The following is a 20,665-nucleotide window of genomic DNA, read 5'->3' as shown; positions in this document are numbered from 1 at the left end:
TGGAATGTACACAATGGAATTGAATTGTCCAAAATGTTCCGGGGCAACAAAATTGGCCGGACCAATGAAATATTCTACAACTGATAAATTCCAGAAGTACAGGCTGGAAGAAATGGAGGAGAATGAAGATGGAGACAATTAAGATTAAGAAAATGATAGACGTAATACCAGAAGGAACAAGTACACTGGTATGTGGGCTTCCTGGCATAGGTAATGTTGGAAGAATTACAGTAGATTACATGATCGACAAGTTGAAGATGGAGAAGGTTCTCGAAATTTATTCCTCTCATTTCCCGGCTCAGGTATTTGTGGACAGAGAAGGCAAGGCTCATTTAAATAGAAATACTCTGTTTTACAAGCAAATTTCAAAGTCTAAATCACTATTCGTGTTCACAGGAGATTTTCAGGGAAACACACCAGAGGGTCAGTATGAACTTTCGTGGAGGTTACTGGAAATTGCAAGGGAAATGAACGTGAATATCATATACACACTTGGTGGATATGGTGTAGGCAAACTTGTTGAGACTCCAAGAATTCTTGGTGCCTTTACCGATTCAAGTCTAAAACAAAACCTCATAAAGAATGGTGTGAAGTTCCCTGAAGGTGAACCGGGTGGAGGAATAGTCGGATCAAACGGTCTGATAGTAGGACTTGCTTATAAGTTCTTTAGAATACAGGCTGCATGTCTTATGGGTGAAACATCTGGGTATTTCCCTGACCCTAAGGCAGCACTTGAAATATTGAAAACACTCACAAAACTTGTGGGCTTCAGGGTTTCTCTCATGGATCTTGAGGAAAGGTGTAAAAATCTTTCAGAATTAACTGAAAAAATGCAGTCAGATATGATCGACAAGGAAAAGAAGGATGATCTGGGTTATTTCCAGTAATTCCGGAATAAATCATAGAAAAGTTCTGATTTAATATTATTTTTCATTATATACCAACCCAGGGTAATGTTTTTGTAACTTGTTCATTTAGAATAAGGTAAATATAATCAGTTTCATATGGCTTAAGGATGCAGGAAAAGAAAAAGCCACAGGAATTCAAGCAGGTTTCTATATCGGAATTTTTTGAGAAAAATAGGCACATACTTGGTTTTGATTCATTGCAAAGAGCTTTATTTATTATGGTAAAAGAGGCGGTGGATAATTCACTTGATGCATGTGAGGAACATGGAATACTTCCAGATTTAGACGTGAAGATTTCAAGGATATCAGGGGACATTTATGAGATGGTGGTTCTGGATAATGGACCTGGAATAGAGAGAACGCAGGTCCCAAAGGCCTTCGGACAACTACTCTATGGTTCAAGATTTCATGTGATGAGGCAGACAAGGGGACAGCAAGGACTTGGAATAACGGCAGCAATCCTCTATGGTCAGATAACAACAGGTGAATTCTCTCATATCACTACAAAGAGGCCAGCTGACGATGTTGCATACCACTTCGAAATGGGTATAGATATCAAAAATAATGTGGCAAATATAAAGACAGAAGAGCCGGTTATATGGAAGGCAGAACATGGAACAGAGGTAAGGATAAGGGCAAAGGGGAAATACATAACCGGAAGGCAATCCATACATGAATATCTGAAGGAAGTGGCAGTGGTAAATCCAAATGCAAGAATTAGATTCACAGATCCCGATGGGACAGCAATTACTTTTGAAAGATCCATCGAAGAACCTTCAAGGCAGTCAAAACCGGTCAAACCCCATCCCTATGGACTTGAGGTGGGAGAGCTTTTATCCCTTGCTTCCGAAAGCTCTAACAGAAACATGAAGGAGTTATTCGTAGAAAACTTTTCAAGAATAAGTTTAAACACGGCATCTGAAATACTGGAAAAATCTGGAGTTGATCCAGAAATGAGGCCAGCAGCGCTTGAGAGGGCTGAGGCAGAAAGGATAATATCGACCATATCTGAGGTGAAGCTTATGCCTCCCTCAGCTGAATCCCTATCACCAATTTCGGAGCAGTTCATCAGGGTAGGTATGCTTTCCGTATATGGTGATGAGCGGCCAGGTTTTTATGGCAGACCCATTTCAGGTTCAGTCAGAATTCATAAGGGTAACCCGTTTTCAGTTGAAATAGGAATGGTATATGGTGGAGAACTCCCTTCAGACCAGCCAGCACGAATAATAAGATATGCAAATAAGGTCCCTCTTCTATTTCAGGCTGGTTCCTGTGCTATCACAGAGGCAATATCAGAAACGGACTGGAGGCAGTATGGAATGGAGCAGAAACAGGGAAAGGGGGTTCCTTACGGCCCCGCTATAATTCTTGTCCATGTATATGGGCCAAAGATTCCATATGTGTCAGAGTCAAAGGAAGCAATAGCACCTGTTAGCGAAATAGTTGAGGAAATTAAGAATGTCCTGAAAGCAGAAATGAGGCAGCTGAGAAGATTCAACAACAGGATAGAGAGAAACAAGAAGATGGGGGAGAAATTCAGACTCGTGAGCAAGATAATTCCTGAGATTGCAAAAAAGAGTTCAGAAATTCTAAAGCTCGAAGTGCCCGATTACAGGAGGACAATGAGTAAAATTGCAAACGTTGTTTTTGTAAGGGAAGAAGTTGAGAACGGAGATAAAAAGAAATCAATTACATCTGTCATAAATTATACAGATGATACAGTTTCATTCAATCTGAAGATCGTTTTTCCCTTCAGGGAAGTTGACATAAAAATTGAAAACCTTGAATCAGCAGAAACATACAGTTACGAAGAAGGTCTAGATCAGGTAAAGGGAAACTATACTGGTGCGGAATATTTTGTTACAGGAATAAATCCAGTTCTGGTACAAGGAGCTGAGGAGCTGCCAGCAGACTGGGATTTAAAGGGGGTGGAAGTAAATGAGCAGGAGTGAAAATACAGAAGAACAGCTGAAGAACTTTGTAAATACAATTTATGAGGCCATAAAGAATGAGGATATCCCTGAGATAAAGATTAAGTCACGAACACGGGATAACATAGTTCTTGACGCACTATACGGTGTATGGAAATACGGGGACCAGGAGGTTAGGAGAACAGCCAGAAAGATAGATGGAGCAGAGTTCATTGCCAAATCACTTTACACAATCAACTTCATTCTTGATATGTTGAAAGAGTCAAAGTCATCAACTCTCAGGGAGATGTATTACATATCTGAGGGCTGGAAGGATTACAAGTTTGCGACACAGGACGAGTCAAATGTGCTCGCAGAGGACATGGAAGTAATGACAGAATTGATGAGAGAGGATTTTCATCTGAGGCCGGAGGAGAATGGTGCAAGTATTATTGGCGATATTACCATAGAGGAAAAGAACAGGAAGAATGAATTTAAGAGAATCAACTGTCGTGATGATGTTGGAGATGCGGGATATAATATACCATATAATGTAGAGGAGGAAAAGGTCAGGCTCATATCACACGATGCAGATATGATTGTAGCTCTGGAAACGGGAGGAATGTTTGACAGACTTGTGGAAAACAAGTTTGACGAGGATTTCAGGGCAATACTTGTCCATCTTAAGGGGCAGCCAGCTAGAAGCACAAGAAGGATGCTCAAGAGGATGAATGAGGAGATGGGTCTTCCCGTATATATCTTCACAGATGGGGATCCATGGTCGTTCAGGATATATGCATCAGTGGCATATGGGGCAATAAAGACTGCACACATTTCACACTGGCTTGCAGTTCCAACAGCTGAATTTGTGGGAATTAGTGCTTCAGATATACTCAATTATGATCTTCCAACAGATAAATTGAATGACAAGGATATATCAGCATTAAATTCTGAACTTCAGGACCCAAGATTCCAAAACGAATTCTGGAAATCAGAAATTGAGACGATGCTTAAAATAAATCAGAAAGCTGAACAACAGGCTCTGGCCAAATATGGCCTGAATTTTGTAACTGATACATATCTTCCAGAGAAACTTAATCTGAAGAGATGATCATTTTTAACAAAAATATTATACACTCAAAACATAATGAGTTAGTGAAAGGATGAACGGTTCTTCAGTAAGCAATCAAATGAGAATTGCAGTTGTGCAATTCAATTCCGGAAAAAGCAAGGAAGAAAACCTGGACTTTATAAAGGGAAAAATTGACAAATATTCTGGAAAACAGGATCTGGTTATATTTCCTGAATACTCTATGATCAAGCCAGATTTCAATGACAGAAACTTTATGATTGATGTCTCTGAATCTATCACTGGACAATTCGTTGAGGAAATCAGAAGTATGACTATGAAAAGAGAAATAGCTGTAATTGGAAATTTTGTGGAGAGCAGGGGTCAAACTGAGAAACCATTCAACACATCATTTGCCATAGACAATATGGGTATTCTATTTGGAAAATATCAGAAACTCCATCTATTTGACTCCTACGGATATATGGAATCGAAGGTTTACAATGAGGGTCTCAGAAGACCAGAAGTCATTTCCCTTAATGGCATTCCACTTGGTATGGAAATCTGTTATGATATAAGGTTTCCGGAACTGTCCAGATTATATGCGCTAAAGGGTGCACAGATGATAACCATTCAGGCTGGATTCTTTAAGGGAGAATACAAGCTTGAGACATGGACTGCACTGCTGAAAAGTATCGCAATGACAAATGGGGTTTTTGTTGTGGCTTCTGGGCAATCTGGACCAGAATTCATAGGGCATTCAACAGTGATTTCACCGGCAGGAAAGGTAATAGAAGAGCTGGGCGAAGATGAGGAAGATATTACTGTGAAAATTGATATGTCAGAAGTGACTTCATACAGAGAAAACGTAAAGGTTCTCACTGCAAGAAGAAGAGATTTTTACGATATATCCGGTTTCTGAATAAGTGCCTTAAGTATTTTCCTAAATTCATCTATATTTCTCACAGATAATATTGCAGCAGTTTTTCCATTGCCTATATGTATGGTAAGGCATTCCGGACATTCCACAAAGCCATATTCATCAGTAGCTTCATCACCGGCAATCAGGCACTTTCTATCATTCCGCAGGGCTCTTATTGCCCTTCCCTTATTCACTCCGGGTACCTTAAGTTCTATTAGGTTTATCCCATAATATATCTCCAGCCCATACTCCTTTCCAAGGATTTCTGCCTGTTTTATATATTCAGGTTTTAGGCTATCTGGCACCAGTCCAAGGTGAATCACGAACCCATATGGCTTCCTGTATGTTCTCACACCACTTCCATCTGGGAAGCGAACTTCATTCTCAAGTTTCCTGAAAGTATCAAAATATTTTGAAGAATTTTCAACAAACTCGATGGTTTTTCCCTTAAGATCTGCGAACATTCCATGAAGATAAACATAGTTAAGGTTCAGATTTATGAATTTCTTTAGATCTTCAAGGGTTCTACCTGAAATTATATAAAGCTCATACAGCCTATCTATTTCTTTAAGGATTTCTCTTAATTCGTTATCCGCAAAGCAGAGTTCTGGATCCATGATTATGGGAACAAGAGTACCATCATAATCCAGAAATATCTGTGAGCCTTTTTCAATTCCCGTAAGGTACTTTTCAATGTCTTCTGTAATCAATCAGTTTTTCACCAGCGTTCCAAGAATCCTGTTGGCCCACCATTTATCATCATGTTTTCTCAAAAAATCTTTCATGCTTCGCAATCTTCTAAGAATTTCACTATCTGGCATTCTCATGGCCATAGCAATCTTTTCTGATACATCATCATCTGAGTTGGGATTTGTCTTTATTGCCCCTCTTAGATATTCCGAAATACCAGCAAACTCAGAAAGGATTAGAACTCCTTTCTTTGAAACTGCCACGTACTCCATTGAGACCAGGTTCAGCCCATCCTTCATAGGTGTTATTAATGCTATATCACCCCAGCTATAATAGGTTTTAAGAATGTCCGAATTTATCTTTCTATACATGTAAACAATTGGAACCCAGTTAAGGTTTCCATAAAGACCGTTTATTCTTCCTACATTCATTTCAAGTTTTTCCTTTAGCTTTTCATATTCTTCCACACCAATCCTGCTTGGCGTTACCATCATAAGATAAACAAATTTTTCCTTGAATTCAGGATATTTCTTTATAAACATCTCAATGGCATTGACCCTTTCTACGAGTCCCTTTGTATAATCAAGCCGGTCTATGGAGAATATAATCTTTTTATCTTCAAAAGGTCTCTTACCAGATTCAATCTGTTCATGAGAAAATGATTGATAATCTATTCCAAGTGGAAAGGTAAACGTTCTTCTTTCAAGTTCTTTGTCATAACCCACCACTCTTTCGTAGGAATGTCTGAAATTTGTTCTGTATTTTTGCGTATGAAAAGTGATGCTATTGCACATTGATATGCTTTTAACTATATCTTCCCTTTCAGGGAGGATGGTGTAGAATTCACTTGAGACCCAGGGGATATGCCATGTAAAGAGAAGTTTATTCTTCACACCCATATCTCTCAGGTACTTCGGTACAAGTGATAGCTGATAATCGTGAACCCATATTACATCTTCAGAAGAAGCAGTATCTTTGATAACCTCTGCAAACTTTCTATTTACATGTCTGTAATAACCGTAAGCAATTGAATCGTGTTCTATCTTTTCCCTGAAATAGTGAAACAGTGGCCAGAGTGTACTGTTTGAATAGTCATCATAAAATCCTTTTTTTTCTCTGGGATTTAGCAGTATTCTTTTAATTCGATAGAGACCATTATTTTCATCCTGATACAGATGGTCAGCGTTTCCATCACCCCAGCATATCCAGGTTCCCCTATCTCTCTCTATAATTTTCTTCAGTCCTGTGGCTACACCCCCTACATTTTCCTGCTTAATTATGCGGTTATTTTTTTTCTCATAGGAATAGGGACCCCTGCTTGTAACCATTATCACGGACACAGAGTTAAAAGGGTTTGAGAGTATAAAAATCTTCGGCTAATTATGAAATCCTTAGTGGAATGATAAATATGAAGAAGATGAGATTACGTTGAGAAAATAGGACATACTATGAAGGAAGGACATATACAAAAACCTTAAAATAGACCTGATATATATCTGAGTGTGACGGTCATAGTGACGGGGTAACACCCGGTCTCATTCCGAACCCGATGGTAAAGCCCGTTACGTATCACGTGCGTACTATGTTCCGCGAGGGCATGGAAAGCGTGGTTCGCTGTCACTTTTTTGTTTTTCAAGGATTTTATATTTAGATATAAGTCTTTGTAACTTTATAGGTTCCAAAACAAAATATTTTAATACTACTCTACATTAGTTTGTGTTAATGAATAACATTGCTTAGTTCATTATGCTGGTGATCCCATATGTTTTCATGACTGTGGGTTTCACTATATATGATAGGGTTCAGCCTGAAATTGGTGGATGGCCATTTTTCTACTGGTATCAACTGATGTGGATTTTTATAGCGGCCATATTCACTTTCTCGGTCTATACAATCGAAACTCGTGAGCACAAAGCAAGAGGTGCTGCCTAATGGCGTACTTCAATACTATTGATTATGTTTTGTTCTTTGTGATGGTTGCTGTAGTGCTCTTTGCAGGATTCATGGCATATTTTTGGAGAAAGCCAAAAACAATGTCAGATATGAGTGAGTGGGGTCTAGGAGGAAGCAAGTTTGGAACCATTGTAATATGGTTCCTCCTAGGTGGTGATCTTTACACTGCCTATACATTGATAGCTGTTCCTGGAGTCGCATCTGACAGTGGTGCACTTGCAATGTTTGCAATTACATATGGTATAATGATATACCCAATAGTATATGCTACAATGCCAAGGCTCTACTCTGTATCCAAAAAGAGAGGTTATATAACTTCATCCGACTTCGTCAAGGATAGATTCAACTCCCGAATGCTTGCAATGTTGATCGGTCTAACAGGTGTGGTCGCTGAACTTCCATATATAGCACTTCAAATTGTGAGTATAAAAGCAGTTCTTACTGTAATGAGTCTGCCTGTTACCTACACTTTAATTATAGCCTACGTCCTTGTTGGACTGTTCACTTTCCTAAGTGGTTTAAGGGGGCCAGCACTTACTGCAATTCTGAAGGATGCAATCATATGGGTCGTGGTTCTAACGGTAATAATCTATGTTCCTTACAGGCTTGGAGGCTTTGGAAACATTTTCCATCAGGCTTCCATCTTATTCGGGACAAAAACTGTAGCAAACCCACACCCAAATGCTAATGCACCTCTCTTTGAAAGTCCTACCCTGGCTCTGGGATATACAACTCTTGCATTAGGATCTGCACTGGCTTTATTCCTGTATCCTCACGGAGTCACCGGAACTCTCGCATCAAAGGATGTAAAAACCATAAAAAGGAACTCTTCTCTTTTACCACTTTATAATGTGCTTTTATTGATTGTTGCTGTAATGGGAATAGCTGCAGTTGTTGCAAACAATGGCGTATTCTCATCGGCTAACTCATCTTTTGCCATACCAGACCTCATAAAAGACATGTTTCCATCACTATTTACATCATTTGCATACGCAGCAATTGTCATTGGAAGTGTGGTACCAGCATCTATAATGGCCATAGCTTCGGCAAACCTGCTCACAAGGAATGTGTATCTTGAATATATAAATCCTAAAGCATCTTCCAGAACTCAGGCATGGCTCTCGAGAGTTCTTGTACTTGTTGTAATCATTGCATCAATAGCATTCTCCATAGTCCCTGCTGCCTCAGCGAACATCGTTTACCTGCAAACCTTTGGTGGAGCATTCATCCTTCAAACACTGCCAGCAGTTTATATCGCCCTATATACAAGGAGATTTAACAAATGGTCTATTGGTCTGGGATGGATAGTTGGTCTATCCACAACTCTTTACCTGCTATTCTCCCTGAATTTTGCAGGGTCTCTGTACAAAACATTTGACTACATGTATGTTGGAATAGCTGCACTCTTACTGAATCTGCTTACGGTTTTTGTTGTCCAGTTCATTTTCAGGCTTCTGGGCAAAGAAAAGGACGAGGGAATCATTGAAAATTCAGAATTAGTTCCAGACTACTAATTTTAAAAATTTTTTAACATTTTTTAATTTAAGCTGTTGGAGTGGTAGTTCTCATGAAAAGATCACTCTGTACTTTCCTTTTTAAGTCTCCAAGCTGGTCAGGTCTAAAAATTCCGTATTCAGTAATATATCCTGAGACATACCTGTTAGGCGTTACATCAAAGGCGGGATTCCTTGCCTTGCTGTTTTCCGGTCCAATTTTTTTACCATTTACAACAAGCACCTCTTCCTGATCTCTCTCCTCTATGGGAATTTCATCCCCAGTTTTTAGATTGAAGTCGAATGTTGTCCCTGGTGCTGCAACGTAAAATGGAATACCATTCTCCTTTGCAAGAACTGCTTTCTCATAGGTGCCTATCTTGTTTGCAAAATCCCCGTTTGCACAGATCCTGTCCGCACCAACAATTGCCAGATTCACATCGCCCTTCTTCATGAAATATCCAGCTGCATTGTCTGCAATTATGGCATGATCGATTCCTTCCTGCTCCAGTTCCCATGCGGTCAGCTTTGCCCCCTGAAGCCTTGGTCTTGTTTCATCTACAAAAACGAATATGTTTTTGCCACTTTCCTTTGCGTATCTCATAGGAGCAAGGGCAGTCCCCCAGTCTACAACTGCAAGGGCTCCTGCGTTGCAGTGTGTTAGAATCTTTGACCCATCTGCTATCAATACGTTACCATATTCTCCTATCTTCTTGCACCTTCCACTTACCTCTTGACTGTATCTCTCAGCTGCGTGAATATCAAATCCATTGCTCTTCATGAAATCTATGGCCTTGAACAGGTCATAAGCAGTTGGTCTCGTCTTTCTTATCTTTTCAACTGCCTCTTCCATATTTTCTCCCTTGATCTTTGCAAGGGCGAGACCATAGGCAGCAGTAACACCAATAGCCGGGGCACCCCTTACAACCATGTGTTTAATTGCATATGCAATATCATCTGAATTTTTAGCCCTGTAAAATTCGATCTTTTCAGGAAGGTTCCTCTGCTCTATCAGTACAACTTCATCTTTCTCAAACCAGACTGACCTGAATTTTCTCTCTTCACCATCAACGTTAATCTTCATTGAAATCAACCTAATATTTCATTTTCCTATTAAACACATTGTCCATATTTCACTATCTAATTCATTACCAGATCTTAATCTTCCTGAATCTTGAGTTTTTCTTTGAACTTAGATTACTGAACACGTTCTCAAAATCCTCATGAACCTTCGCTGGAATTTCCGCTCTTATCTTTGCAGGCGAGTGAGGATCATTTGATATTTGATATCTCAATGCATCTTCCTTTACAGATTCTCTCCAGCTCTGAGCCCATCCAAGAAAGAATCTCTGCTCAGGGGTCAGTCCATCTATGTTCTTTCTCATTTCAGGGTTTTTACTCAATCTTCTCTGGAGTGCTTCGAACGCAATACTTACTCCTCCAAGATCTGCAATATTCTCACCAAGCGTAAGTTCTCCATTAACCTTCAGACCTGGTAACACCTCCAAACTGCTGTAAATGTCGACGACTTCCTTTGCCCTATCCATGAATGCCCTGTCATCGTCTTCTGACCACCATTCCTTCAGGTTTCCATCAAGATCAAACTTTCTACCCTCATCGTCAAAACCATGGGAAATCTCGTGAGCAATTGTACCTCCAGTAGCTCCATAATTAACGGCGTCATCCATATCTGGATCGAAGAAGGGTGGCTGGAGAATACCTGCCGGAAATACTATCTCATTGTCCGTTGGTGAGAAATAGGCGTTTACTGTTGGTGGTGTCATCCCCCAAAGTTCCCGATCCACATCCTTTCCAGCCCTTGATGTTTTTCTGTTGAATTCAAACTGGTTGCATCTCAAAACATTTCCTAAAAAGTCATCGTTTGTTATTTTTATTGAAGAGTAATCAATGAATTTAGAAGGGTAACCTATTTTAGCTCTGAATTTACTAAATTTTTCCAGGGCTTTCTCCTTTGTTTGTTCTCCCATCCAGGGAAGACTCTTAATCCTTTCAACAAATACTTCCCTTAGGTCCTCTACCATATCGTGCATTCTTTTTCTGGATTCTTCTCCAAATTCTCTGTCCACATAGAGTTTCCCGAGGGCTTCACCCATTGTTTCGTCTACTATGAAAACAACCTTCTTCCATCTCTTCTCCATCTCATTCTGTCCTAGAAGTTTCTTGCGGAAAAAGTCAAAATCCTCTTTTTCTACCTCTTCATGAAGGTATGGAGCGGCAAAATGAAGAACTTTCCACGTAAGATATTCTTTCCATTCTTCCAGAGAATATTGTTCTTTCAGCAATGAAAGTCCTTTGAAAAATTCAGGTTGCCCTACTATCAAGTAATCCATTTTATCAAGTTCAGTATCCCGTAAATATCTTCGCATGTTGATATTACCGAAAATTTTGTCAGCATCTTTCATTTCTACCCTGTTGTAATTCCTTTCAGGATCCCTCAGTTCAACAGGTCTTCTGCTTGCCCTTGCCATTTCTGTTTCTATATTCATTACAGTTTCTGATATTTTTTCTGCCTTTTCTTTTTCAACCCCGTTAAGTTCAAACATTTTTTTTAAATGTGCTTTGTACTCAATTCTTATTTGTTTAAAATTATCTTCAAGATAATAATCCCTGTTGGGAAGTGCCAATCCTCCCTGATTAAGATACACTGCGTATTTGTTGCTCTGCTTCTCGTCATTATCCACTTCCAATCTAAAAAGCGCTCTTATTCCTGATCTGTGTAAAAAGGCTATTATTTCTGGAATATCCTCCTTATCTTTCATTTCATTTATTTTATATAGTATTTCTTCCAGTGGTTTAAATCTCAAACTATTTATTAATTTCAAATCCATGGCTGAAATATAATATTTCCCCAGCTGCGCTTCAAGGGCCTTATCTTCATGGCAACTTTTTTTGGCGCATTCTTCAAGTATCTTACCAAGTATAAATCTGTTCCACTCTATAAGTTCCCAGGTTGCCCCCCACATAAATTTATCTTCAGGTATGGGATGGGTATCAACCCACTTTCCACAGGAATATGTAAAAAAATCATCTATGGGATCCACGCTCTTATCTAAAAATGAAGTGGAGAAGACTGGTTTTTCAGGTCTTTCATCATCGCTTATGGGTTTTATTCTTTCAAAAAGGTCTTCGGTTTTCACTATCTGGCATAAGGAAATGGTAAAATAAATTTACTAATCTTAGATTCAGGGCAATAGAGTTTGCATAAGCCTATATTCATCAATTTACTGGTTTGTCATGATTCCTGCGAACGGAATAAAATGGTAGATCAATCACTTTTCTCCCAGAAGAGCAGGCTTATTAGTTAAGCTTTTATGCTAAAAGGTAATGATACTCTGTATCTAAAAAGGTTTAAAGTCAGCATGCAGTACTTTAGGGATTCTATGGGTTTTCACGTGCAGAATATTGCCAATTATAAAGAATGTTTATATTGGAAAAAGTTATTCACATCGCCGGCAAAATTAAGGGCCCATAGCTCAGCTAGGTAGAGCATCTGGCTTTTAACCAGAGGGTCAGGGGTTCGAACCCCCTTGGGCCCGTTAAGAGGGATAAAAATGAGTAAATTTAACGTGTTGCACCACGAATTGGTCCCAGAACATTATTTGGTAGAGGAAAAGGATGAGGCTGCTATTTTAAAGAAGCTACATACAGAGAAAGGAATGTTGCCCCATATTAACGTCACAGACCCTGCTATTAAAGCACTAATGGAGATTCATGGGGATATTGGACCTAATAGAATAATTAAGATTGTTAGAAAGAACCCTAATGTAGGAATTACAGAATACTACAGGGTCACAACCAGTGAGGTTTTAAAATGAAAGAAATTGTTGAATCGTTTTTTAAGAATGAAAGTATTGTAAATCACCAGATTGACTCAATGAATGCATTTGTTGCAACCCCAGATAATCCAGACAGTTTAATGCAGAAAATAGTGGACGAAACTAAGCTGTCAGATGATGATGAACCTGGAGTTATTACACTCGACAAGACAAAAACAGCAGGAAAAGAAATAAAAATATACTTTGGAAGACAGAAGGAGAGAGGCAGGTTCGTAGGAGATACAACCATAAGGGTTGATATGCCAGAAATTAAGGAAGCATCTGGTGCAATAAATCAAATAACGCCCCAGGAAGCAAGGATAAGAGATTTAAATTATACTGCACCTATTAGTCTTAAACTCAGGGTATCCGAAGACGGCATAGAAAGAGAACCCGAAACCATTAAGATCGGCGAAATGCCAGTGATGGTTAGAACTAAAGTATGCACACTGTACGGATCAAATCTAGACAGGTACATTGAAAAAACAAATGGGGAGAAAAATAATGCCCCAATCAATGGAACCAGAAAACAGAAATTACAGTATGTGGGTGAAGATCCAACTGATTCAGGGGGATATTTTATTATAGGCGGAAGTGAAAGAGTCATTGTATCACTGGAGGATCTTGCACCAAATAAGATTCTCGTTGAAAAGGAAGAGAAGTATGAAACACAGGTTGAGATTGCCAAGGTATTCTCTCAGGCTGGAGGATACAGAGCCATGACTGCTCTGGAAAAGAGTAGAGACGGTGATATCAATGTTTCTATACCAAGCGTACCTGGTTCAATACCTCTTGTTATTCTGATGAAGGCTCTGGGTATGGAAAAGGATAACGAAATTCATGATGCAATATTTTCAATAAGTGGAATGAACCCAATTATTTATTATAATCTTGAAGCCGCCAGAGACCCAAAGATTCACCCACCAAATGGTGTTGTTTTTACAGAAGATGCTATTAACTATTTGGAAAAGAGATTTGCTGCAGGTCAGGCAAAAGACTTCAGGGAGAAGAAAATTTCACAGATTATAGACAAATCACTCCTCCCACATCTTGGTGACAAGATTGAGGATAGATTCAAAAAAGCGCTTTACCTAGGTAGAATGGCAAGATCATTGCTAGAACTTAATCTTGGAATTAGGAAAGAGGATGACAAGGATCATTTATCAAACAAGAGGGTAAAACTGGCAGGGGACCTTATGGACGAACTTTTCAGAAACGCTTTTCAGTCCGTTGTTAAAGATTTGAAATATCAGCTTGAAAAGACATATAACAGAAAGAAAGGTTTGAGAATCAAACCAGCCATAAGGCAGGATCTTTTAACACAAAAAATACTCCACGCCATGTCTACAGGAAACTGGATAGGTGGAAAAACCGGTGTATCCCAGCTTTTAGATCGTGTTTCAAATGTTAGCACGCTGAGTCATCTGAGAAGGATTATTTCTCCATTAACGAGATCACAGCCACATTTTGAAGCAAGAGATCTTCACCCAACTCAATGGGGTAGAATATGTCCTAACGAAACACCTGAAGGACAGAATTGTGGTCTGGTGAAAAATGGTGCCCTTTTGATGAATATATCAGAAGGAGCAGAACCCCTTGACATAGTGGAATTCCTGAATGCTAACGGAATCAGGGAACCAACAAAGGAAGAAGGAAGCATGGGGAGAGTATATATCAACGGCGATCTGGTTGGGTACCATGAAGATCCAATTGGACTAACAAATACCATCAGGAAGACCAGAAGAAAGGGGGAACTATCATCAGAGGTTAATGTAAGATATGATGATTCTACAAACGAGGTAATTATAAACTGTGATAGGGGAAGAATTAGAAGGCCATTAATTGTAGTTGAAGATGGTAAACCGAACATATCAAGAGAAACTCTTGAAAAGTTAAGATTGGGTGATATGGAACTAAAGGACCTTACATCCATAGGGGCTATTGAATGGATTGATGCTGAAGAGGAAGAAAATCTTTATATTTCATTATATGCCTATGACTTCCCGGAAAGATGTCCAAGATGCGACACTCTTCTTTACAGAGGTATTGTAGAATGGGTCAATCAGGGAGAGTCAAAGATAAAATTGATGTGCCAGAAATGTGGTAAGGAATTTGATGGAAAAACCTTACTGTCAAAGGAACACACCCATCTTGAAATTGATCCATCAATGATTCTTGGAGTCACCGCATCAATGATACCATATCCTGAGCACAATTCATCACCAAGAGTCACCATGGCATCTGCGATGACTAAACAGAGTATCGGCTTATCAGCAACAAACTTCAGGACAAGAACAGATACAAGAGGACATTTCATGCATTATCCTCAAATCCCAATGGTGAAGACACAGGTAATGGATTATGTGCATTATGATAAAAGACCAGCAGGACAGAATTTTGTGGTTGCCATAGTATCATACCAGGGATACAATATCCAGGATGCTATTGTTTTCAATAAATCTGCTGTAGAGAGGGGTCTTGGAAGAAGTAACTTCTTCAGAACATATACTGCCGAAGAAAGAAGATACCCTGGAGGACAGGAGGATCGATTTGAAATTCCAACACATGACGTAATGGGAGCTAGAATGGAAAACTTCTACATGAATCTTGATCAGGATGGTATTATAAATCCTGAAGCCTATGTTGAAGGTTCTGATGTACTTGTTGGAAAGACATCACCACCAAGATTCCTTGAAGAGGGAAATGAGAGGCTGGGTCCACAAAAGAGGAGAGAATCATCCATAACAATGAGGCCAAACGAAAACGGATATGTGGATAATGTTATACTAACTGTATCAGAAAGCAACAGTAAAATCGTTAAGATTAAGGTGAGAAGTGACAGGATTCCAGAGCTTGGAGACAAATTTGCATCCAGGCACGGGCAAAAGGGTGTAATCGGGGCACTTATTGCCCAGGAGGATATGCCATTCACAGAATCAGGAATTATCCCTGATATTCTCATAAATCCACATGCAATTCCTTCAAGAATGACCATTGGTCATATACTGGAAATGATTGGGGGAAAGGTTGCCTCAATGAGGGGAAGTACTGTAGATGGTACAATATTCAAGGGGGAACCGGAACAGTCCCTAAGAGAAGAGCTTCTGAAATATGGTCTTACCTATGACTGTACTGAAACAATGTATGACGGAATAACTGGAAAGAGACTGGAAGCACAGATATTCACTGGAGTAATATATTACCAGAAACTTCATCATATGGTTGCAGGTAAATTCCATGCAAGATCAAGGGGACCGGTTCAGATACTCACCAGGCAGCCAACAGAAGGTAGGTCAAGACAGGGAGGACTGAGATTTGGTGAAATGGAGAGAGATACCTTAATCGCACACGGAGCTGCCATGGTTATAAAGGACAGACTTCTTGATCAGAGTGATGGCACAATACTGTATGTGTGCGGTAACCAGTCATGCGGTCATATTGCAATTATGGATAGGAGAAAAGGTACTTTGAGATGCCCGGTTTGTGGAAATACTGGAAATATACATCCAGTTGAAACAAGCTATGCATTCAAGTTGATGAGAGATGAACTGATGTCAATGGGTGTAATGATGAGATTAATACTGGGTGATCTGAAATGAATAGTTTTATTTCAAAGAGAATAAACAATATTCAATTCGCCATACTATCACCAGATGAGATAAGAAAGATGTCGCAGGTCAGAGTCATAACTGCTGATACATATGATGATGACGGATATCCAATAGAGAGGGGTCTGATGGATCTCCATATGGGTGTAATAGAGCCGGGACTAAAGTGTGCAACATGTTCAGGGAAAGTTGATGAATGCCCTGGACACTTCGGACACATAGATCTTGCGATGCCTGTTGTTCAGGTTGGATTTGTAAAGGAGATTAAAATGTTCCTGGATGGAACATGCAAGAACTGTAGCAGGGTAAAACTGACCAACGATGAAATGGAAGCATATGGAAGAAGACTTTCCGAAAAGAAACTTGAGGAATTTGATCCTGAACTCCTCACTCTAATAATCAAGAAGAATCTTGATCAGGCAATAAAGAGAGAAGTTTGCCCACACTGCGGCTTCAAAAATCTTAGTGTAATACTGGATAAACCCACAACATTCAGAGAAGGGGCCAAATCAGGTGGTGCAGCAGAGAAGAAAATCACACCAAAGGAAATCAGGGAAAGACTGGAAAAGATTCCTGATGACGATCTAATATATTTCGGACTCAACAAGGATTTTGTTAGACCTGAATGGATGATCCTTACTGCTCTTCCTGTTCCACCCATAAACGTAAGACCATCCATAACACTGGAAACTGGAGAAAGGAGTGAAGATGATCTAACCCATAAACTGGTTGATATTATAAGAATCTCCCAGAGATTAAGGGAAAGCAGGGACAATGGATCCCCACAGCTTATCATTGAGGATCTGTGGGACCTTTTGCAGTTCCATGTTACAACATATTTTGACAACCAGACCGCGGGTATACCACCTGCAAGACACAGATCCGGAAGGCCGCTCAAAACACTTGTACAGAGGATGAAGGGTAAGGAGGGAAGGTTCAGGTCTAATCTATCCGGTAAAAGGGTAAATTTTTCAGCAAGAACTGTGATATCTCCTGAGCCATTTCTATCCATAAACGAGGTTGGAGTACCTGAGAAGGCAGCAAGAGAACTTACGGTGCCAGTTACGATAAACCAGTTCAACATTGATATAATGAGGGAATGGGTTAAGAGAGGTCCAGCACCAACAAAGGAAAACGGTAATTACGAATCTGGTGTGAACTACATTCTCAGGCCAGATGGAAGAAGGGTAAAGATCACAGACATGAATGCAGAAGACAACAGCCAGAAAATAGATATAGGCTGGGTAGTTGAAAGACAGTTAAGTGAGGGTGATATTGTACTGTTCAACAGGCAGCCGTCCCTTCACAGAATGTCCATGATGGGGCATACAGTAAGAATTCTTAAGGGACAGACGTTCAGGTTTAATCTTGCAGTATGTACCCCATACAATGCAGACTTTGACGGGGATGAAATGAATCTTCATGTCCTTCAAAAAGAAGAGGGAAGAGCTGAAGCAAGAATAATAATGAAGGTACAGGAACAGATAATGTCACCAAGATTTGGTGGACCTATCATTGGTGGTATCCATGATCACGTAACAGCATTATTCCTTCTTACTCATGGCAATCCCCTTTTCACAGAAAAAGAGACGATGCACATCATGAGTTATCTGCCAATGGATAAGGAGCTAAAACCTGTAAAGGAAGAGAATGGGATAAAATACTACTCTGGAAGGGATATATTTTCGGTCATTCTACCTGATGATTTTAACCTGAGATTCAGAAGCAAACTCTGTTCAGGAGCAAGAAGAACAGACGATGGTAGCCTCTACTGTGAATACGAGGAAAACCAGGAAGATATAGATGTGGTTATAATTGATGGAAAGATGATTCATGGGACAATTGATGAAACAGCCATATCTCCATTTGCAGGTAAAATTATTGATAAAATATACAGGAAATTTGGCTCCCCTGCCGCTGCAGACTTTATTGATAAGATGACCAGACTTGCGGTTGCGTTCATCAGTTTCAGGGGATTCTCAACAGGCATTGGGGACTATGATATTCCAGAAAATGCAATCAGTGAAATAAGGGAAATAGCCTTAAAGGCAGAGAAAGAAGTAGATAATTATGTAACTGACTTCAAGGAGGAAAGAATGAACCCCAGGGAAGGAAAATCTATTGAAGAAACACTGGAAGAGGAAATCATGAAGGTTACAGGAGAGGCCAGAGATCAATCAGGGAAGATAGCATCTCAGTACCTGGGTCTGACCAATCCATCAGTTATAATGGCAAGATCTGGTGCCAGGGCAAAAATGCTTAATATATCAGAAGTAGCAGGAATGGTCGGACAGCAGTCTGTAAGAGGACAGAGACTTAACAGGGGCTATGACAGAAGAACACTGCCACACTTCAAAAAGGATGATCTAGGTGCAGATTCAAGGGGATTCGTGAAGTCTTCGTATAAGGTTGGACTGAATCCACTGGAATATTTCCTGCACAGTATTGGAGGAAGGGAAGGTCTTGTTGATACAGCAGTAAGAACTTCAAGAAGTGGTTACATGCAGAGAAGATTGATCAATGCATTCGAGGATCTTAAGGTGAATGAAAAAAGACAGGTAACAGACACAGTAGGTGAGATTATACAGTTCAAGTACGGGGATGATGGTATAGATCCCACAAAGAGTGAAAATGGAGAGGCACTGGATATAAACTACATCCTGTTCGACGAGGAAAACGGTGGTCAGTAATGAAGGTAATTCTTTGGAAGGATACTAAAAAGAACATTGATGTGCTTCTTGAAAAGTCTGGGAATGTGGCATATGCAGTCGATTTCCCAGTTTCTGAGGGCATTGAGGAAGCATACATAAGCGTTGACAAGAAAAGAGTCACATACAGGGCAAAAATAGCATCAATCAGTTCCTATGAACAGCAGCCAGAAAAGAAGTCAAATGCAAGGGGCAAAAAGGGGAAAGAAACTGGAGAAGTCATACTAAAGAAGAAAACAGGTCTCAAAACAATAATTCTTCTTGAGTCACTGGAAGAATTAACACCTCCAATTCCATCTTCAGATTTTAATATGGGAAGGAACAAGATAAATTCAGTTGATTCTTACTATGAAGCAGATCTGGAAAGAATAGTGATAACACAGAAGGAAAAATACTATTCAGATGTTGATAGTTCTGTAAAACAGCTTATAGAGAAAGAACTGGATAAGGGAACAGTATTACCACTGAGTATCGCCGAGAAACTTATATCACTAAAGAAGGAAAAGGGTGAGGAATTCTTCAAGAAGATTCTGAAAAGAGTTGAAAATGATCTGGAGGCAAGGCAGATAGATCCATTTGAGGCAGTTGGAATTATTGCAGCGCAGAGCATTGGGGAACCAGGAACACAGATGACAATGAGAACATTCCACTATGCTGGTGTCAAAGAAGTGGATGTTACACTGGGTCTGCCGAGACTTATTGAAATAGTTGACGCAAGAAGAACTCCATCAACACCTTCAATGGATATATTTCTTAAACCTGAATATGCCAAGGATGAGGATGCGGTCAGCAGGGTTATAAAGGATATTGAAAACACCAGCATCATTGATGTTGCAGATGTTATTACAGACACAGATGAAATGACAGTAATCATAAGGGCAAATAAGAAACTGATGGACAGGAGAAGAATAAGGCTTCAGGATATCATGGACGCAGTATCAGGTATAAAACTTATAACGGTCATTCAGAAGGAAAATGGAGATATTGAAATAAAGGCACAGCAGGAATCATACAAGAGACTGTACCAGCTACAGGAACAGATAAAGGTAGTGAACATAAAAGGTTTGCCAGGAATTAAGAGGGCCGTGGCAGTAAAAGAAAGAGATGGAACCTATAAGTTACAGACACAGGGATCAAACCTGAAGCAGGTCCTCGAAATAGAGGAAGTAGATGCAGTCAGGACCACAACAAATGATATAGTGGAAATTGCAAATGTACTGGGCATAGAAGCTGCAAGAAATGCTATTCTGAAAGAATCCCGTGACACACTAAAAGAACAATCTCTTGATGTTGATGAAAGACATCTGATGGTAGTGGCTGACATGATGACCTTTGAAGGTCAGGTCAGGGCCGTGGGCAGGCAGGGAATTTCTGGTAAGAAAAGCAGTGTTCTGGCAAGGGCCGCCTTTGAAATCACCGTGAAACACCTGATGAGAGCTGGAATAGTAGGAGAAACCGATCCGCTTACAGGAGTTGCAGAAAATATTATCGTTGGACAGCCCATAACTCTAGGTACAGGGGCAGTAGATCTGGTTTACAGGGGGAATGGACCTGATAAGGGTGAATAA

At 39.8% G+C, this 20,665-nt stretch carries 15 protein-coding genes, 1 tRNA gene and 1 rRNA gene; 13 read left to right on the top strand and 4 right to left on the bottom strand.

The window, feature by feature from the left end; all coding sequences use genetic code 11:
- Positions 1-4: 4 nt before the first annotated feature.
- The 5 genes from CSP5_RS07280 to CSP5_RS07260 all read left to right on the top strand — a co-directional run bounded on the left by CSP5_RS07280 (position 5) and on the right by CSP5_RS07260 (position 4,809).
- Complete coding sequence (locus CSP5_RS07280) at positions 5-142, top strand: nucleolar RNA-binding Nop10p family protein (RefSeq protein ID WP_241869807.1); 138 nt, start codon at positions 5-7, stop codon at positions 140-142.
- Positions 129-887: a proteasome assembly chaperone family protein gene (locus CSP5_RS07275; protein ID WP_148690001.1), complete on the top strand. Its 759-nt coding sequence runs from the start codon at positions 129-131 to the stop codon at positions 885-887. Before CSP5_RS07280 ends, CSP5_RS07275 begins: the two co-directional genes overlap by 14 nt.
- Positions 888-1,015: 128 nt before the next feature.
- Positions 1,016-2,860 carry a DNA topoisomerase VI subunit B gene (locus CSP5_RS07270; RefSeq protein ID WP_148690000.1) on the top strand — a complete coding sequence of 615 codons (1,845 nt, stop codon included), beginning with the start codon at positions 1,016-1,018 and terminating at the stop codon, positions 2,858-2,860.
- Entirely contained in the window at positions 2,847-3,929 is a 1,083-nt protein-coding gene (locus tag CSP5_RS07265; protein ID WP_148689999.1) for a DNA topoisomerase IV subunit A, read from the top strand. Before CSP5_RS07270 ends, CSP5_RS07265 begins: the two co-directional genes overlap by 14 nt.
- Before the next feature lie 52 nt (positions 3,930-3,981).
- The gene (locus CSP5_RS07260) at positions 3,982-4,809 is read left to right on the top strand and encodes a nitrilase-related carbon-nitrogen hydrolase (RefSeq protein ID WP_148689998.1); all 828 of its coding nucleotides are present in this window, start codon (positions 3,982-3,984) and stop codon (positions 4,807-4,809) included.
- Here CSP5_RS07260 and otsB read toward each other — a convergent pair.
- Positions 4,788-5,519, bottom strand: coding sequence for a trehalose-phosphatase (gene otsB / locus CSP5_RS07255; RefSeq protein ID WP_148689997.1), 732 nt, complete (start codon positions 5,517-5,519; stop codon positions 4,788-4,790). The two genes, CSP5_RS07260 and otsB, sit on opposite strands and share 22 nt — an antisense overlap.
- Complete coding sequence (locus CSP5_RS07250) at positions 5,520-6,839, bottom strand: alpha,alpha-trehalose-phosphate synthase (UDP-forming) (protein ID WP_148689996.1); 1,320 nt, start codon at positions 6,837-6,839, stop codon at positions 5,520-5,522.
- A 161-nt stretch (positions 6,840-7,000) separates the two neighbouring features.
- Between CSP5_RS07250 and rrf the strand changes: the two genes are divergently transcribed.
- From rrf to CSP5_RS07235, 3 genes are all read left to right on the top strand, one after another.
- Positions 7,001-7,122: ribosomal RNA gene (rrf, locus tag CSP5_RS07245) — 5S ribosomal RNA — on the top strand.
- A gap of 123 nt (positions 7,123-7,245) precedes the next feature.
- Positions 7,246-7,431 (top strand): DUF3311 domain-containing protein, encoded by a 186-nt coding sequence (locus CSP5_RS07240; protein ID WP_241869806.1) that lies wholly within the window; start codon positions 7,246-7,248, stop codon positions 7,429-7,431.
- Positions 7,431-8,966 carry a sodium:solute symporter family protein gene (locus tag CSP5_RS07235; protein ID WP_021790121.1) on the top strand — a complete coding sequence of 512 codons (1,536 nt, stop codon included), beginning with the start codon at positions 7,431-7,433 and terminating at the stop codon, positions 8,964-8,966. Before CSP5_RS07240 ends, CSP5_RS07235 begins: the two co-directional genes overlap by 1 nt.
- Positions 8,967-8,994: 28 nt before the next feature.
- Here CSP5_RS07235 and mtnA read toward each other — a convergent pair whose 3' ends face one another.
- Both mtnA and CSP5_RS07225 read right to left on the bottom strand, forming a co-directional pair.
- Positions 8,995-10,029 carry an S-methyl-5-thioribose-1-phosphate isomerase gene (mtnA, locus tag CSP5_RS07230; protein ID WP_021790120.1) on the bottom strand — a complete coding sequence of 345 codons (1,035 nt, stop codon included), beginning with the start codon at positions 10,027-10,029 and terminating at the stop codon, positions 8,995-8,997.
- Positions 10,030-10,093: 64 nt separating this feature from the next.
- Positions 10,094-12,103, bottom strand: coding sequence for a M13 family metallopeptidase (locus CSP5_RS07225; RefSeq protein WP_021790119.1), 2,010 nt, complete (start codon positions 12,101-12,103; stop codon positions 10,094-10,096).
- Positions 12,104-12,428: 325 nt separating this feature from the next.
- Between CSP5_RS07225 and CSP5_RS07220 the strand changes: the two genes are divergently transcribed.
- The 5 genes from CSP5_RS07220 (at position 12,429) to rpoA2 (ending at position 20,665) form a co-directional block, all read left to right on the top strand.
- Positions 12,429-12,502, top strand: a tRNA-Lys gene (locus CSP5_RS07220).
- Between the two features lie 15 nt (positions 12,503-12,517).
- Entirely contained in the window at positions 12,518-12,781 is a 264-nt protein-coding gene (locus CSP5_RS07215; protein ID WP_077076524.1) for a DNA-directed RNA polymerase subunit H, read from the top strand.
- Positions 12,778-16,380 (top strand): DNA-directed RNA polymerase subunit B, encoded by a 3,603-nt coding sequence (locus tag CSP5_RS07210; protein WP_148689995.1) that lies wholly within the window; start codon positions 12,778-12,780, stop codon positions 16,378-16,380. Before CSP5_RS07215 ends, CSP5_RS07210 begins: the two co-directional genes overlap by 4 nt.
- Positions 16,377-19,079, top strand: coding sequence for a DNA-directed RNA polymerase subunit A' (gene rpoA1, locus CSP5_RS07205; protein ID WP_148689994.1), 2,703 nt, complete (start codon positions 16,377-16,379; stop codon positions 19,077-19,079). Before CSP5_RS07210 ends, rpoA1 begins: the two co-directional genes overlap by 4 nt.
- Positions 19,079-20,665, top strand: a complete 1,587-nt coding sequence (rpoA2, locus tag CSP5_RS07200) for a DNA-directed RNA polymerase subunit A'' (protein ID WP_021790115.1) — start codon at positions 19,079-19,081, stop codon at positions 20,663-20,665. Before rpoA1 ends, rpoA2 begins: the two co-directional genes overlap by 1 nt.

The organism is Cuniculiplasma divulgatum (assembly GCF_900083515.1).
GTDB classification, from domain to species: Archaea; Thermoplasmatota; Thermoplasmata; order Thermoplasmatales; family Thermoplasmataceae; genus Cuniculiplasma; species Cuniculiplasma divulgatum.
This window is presented reverse-complemented; position numbering and strand designations above follow the sequence as displayed.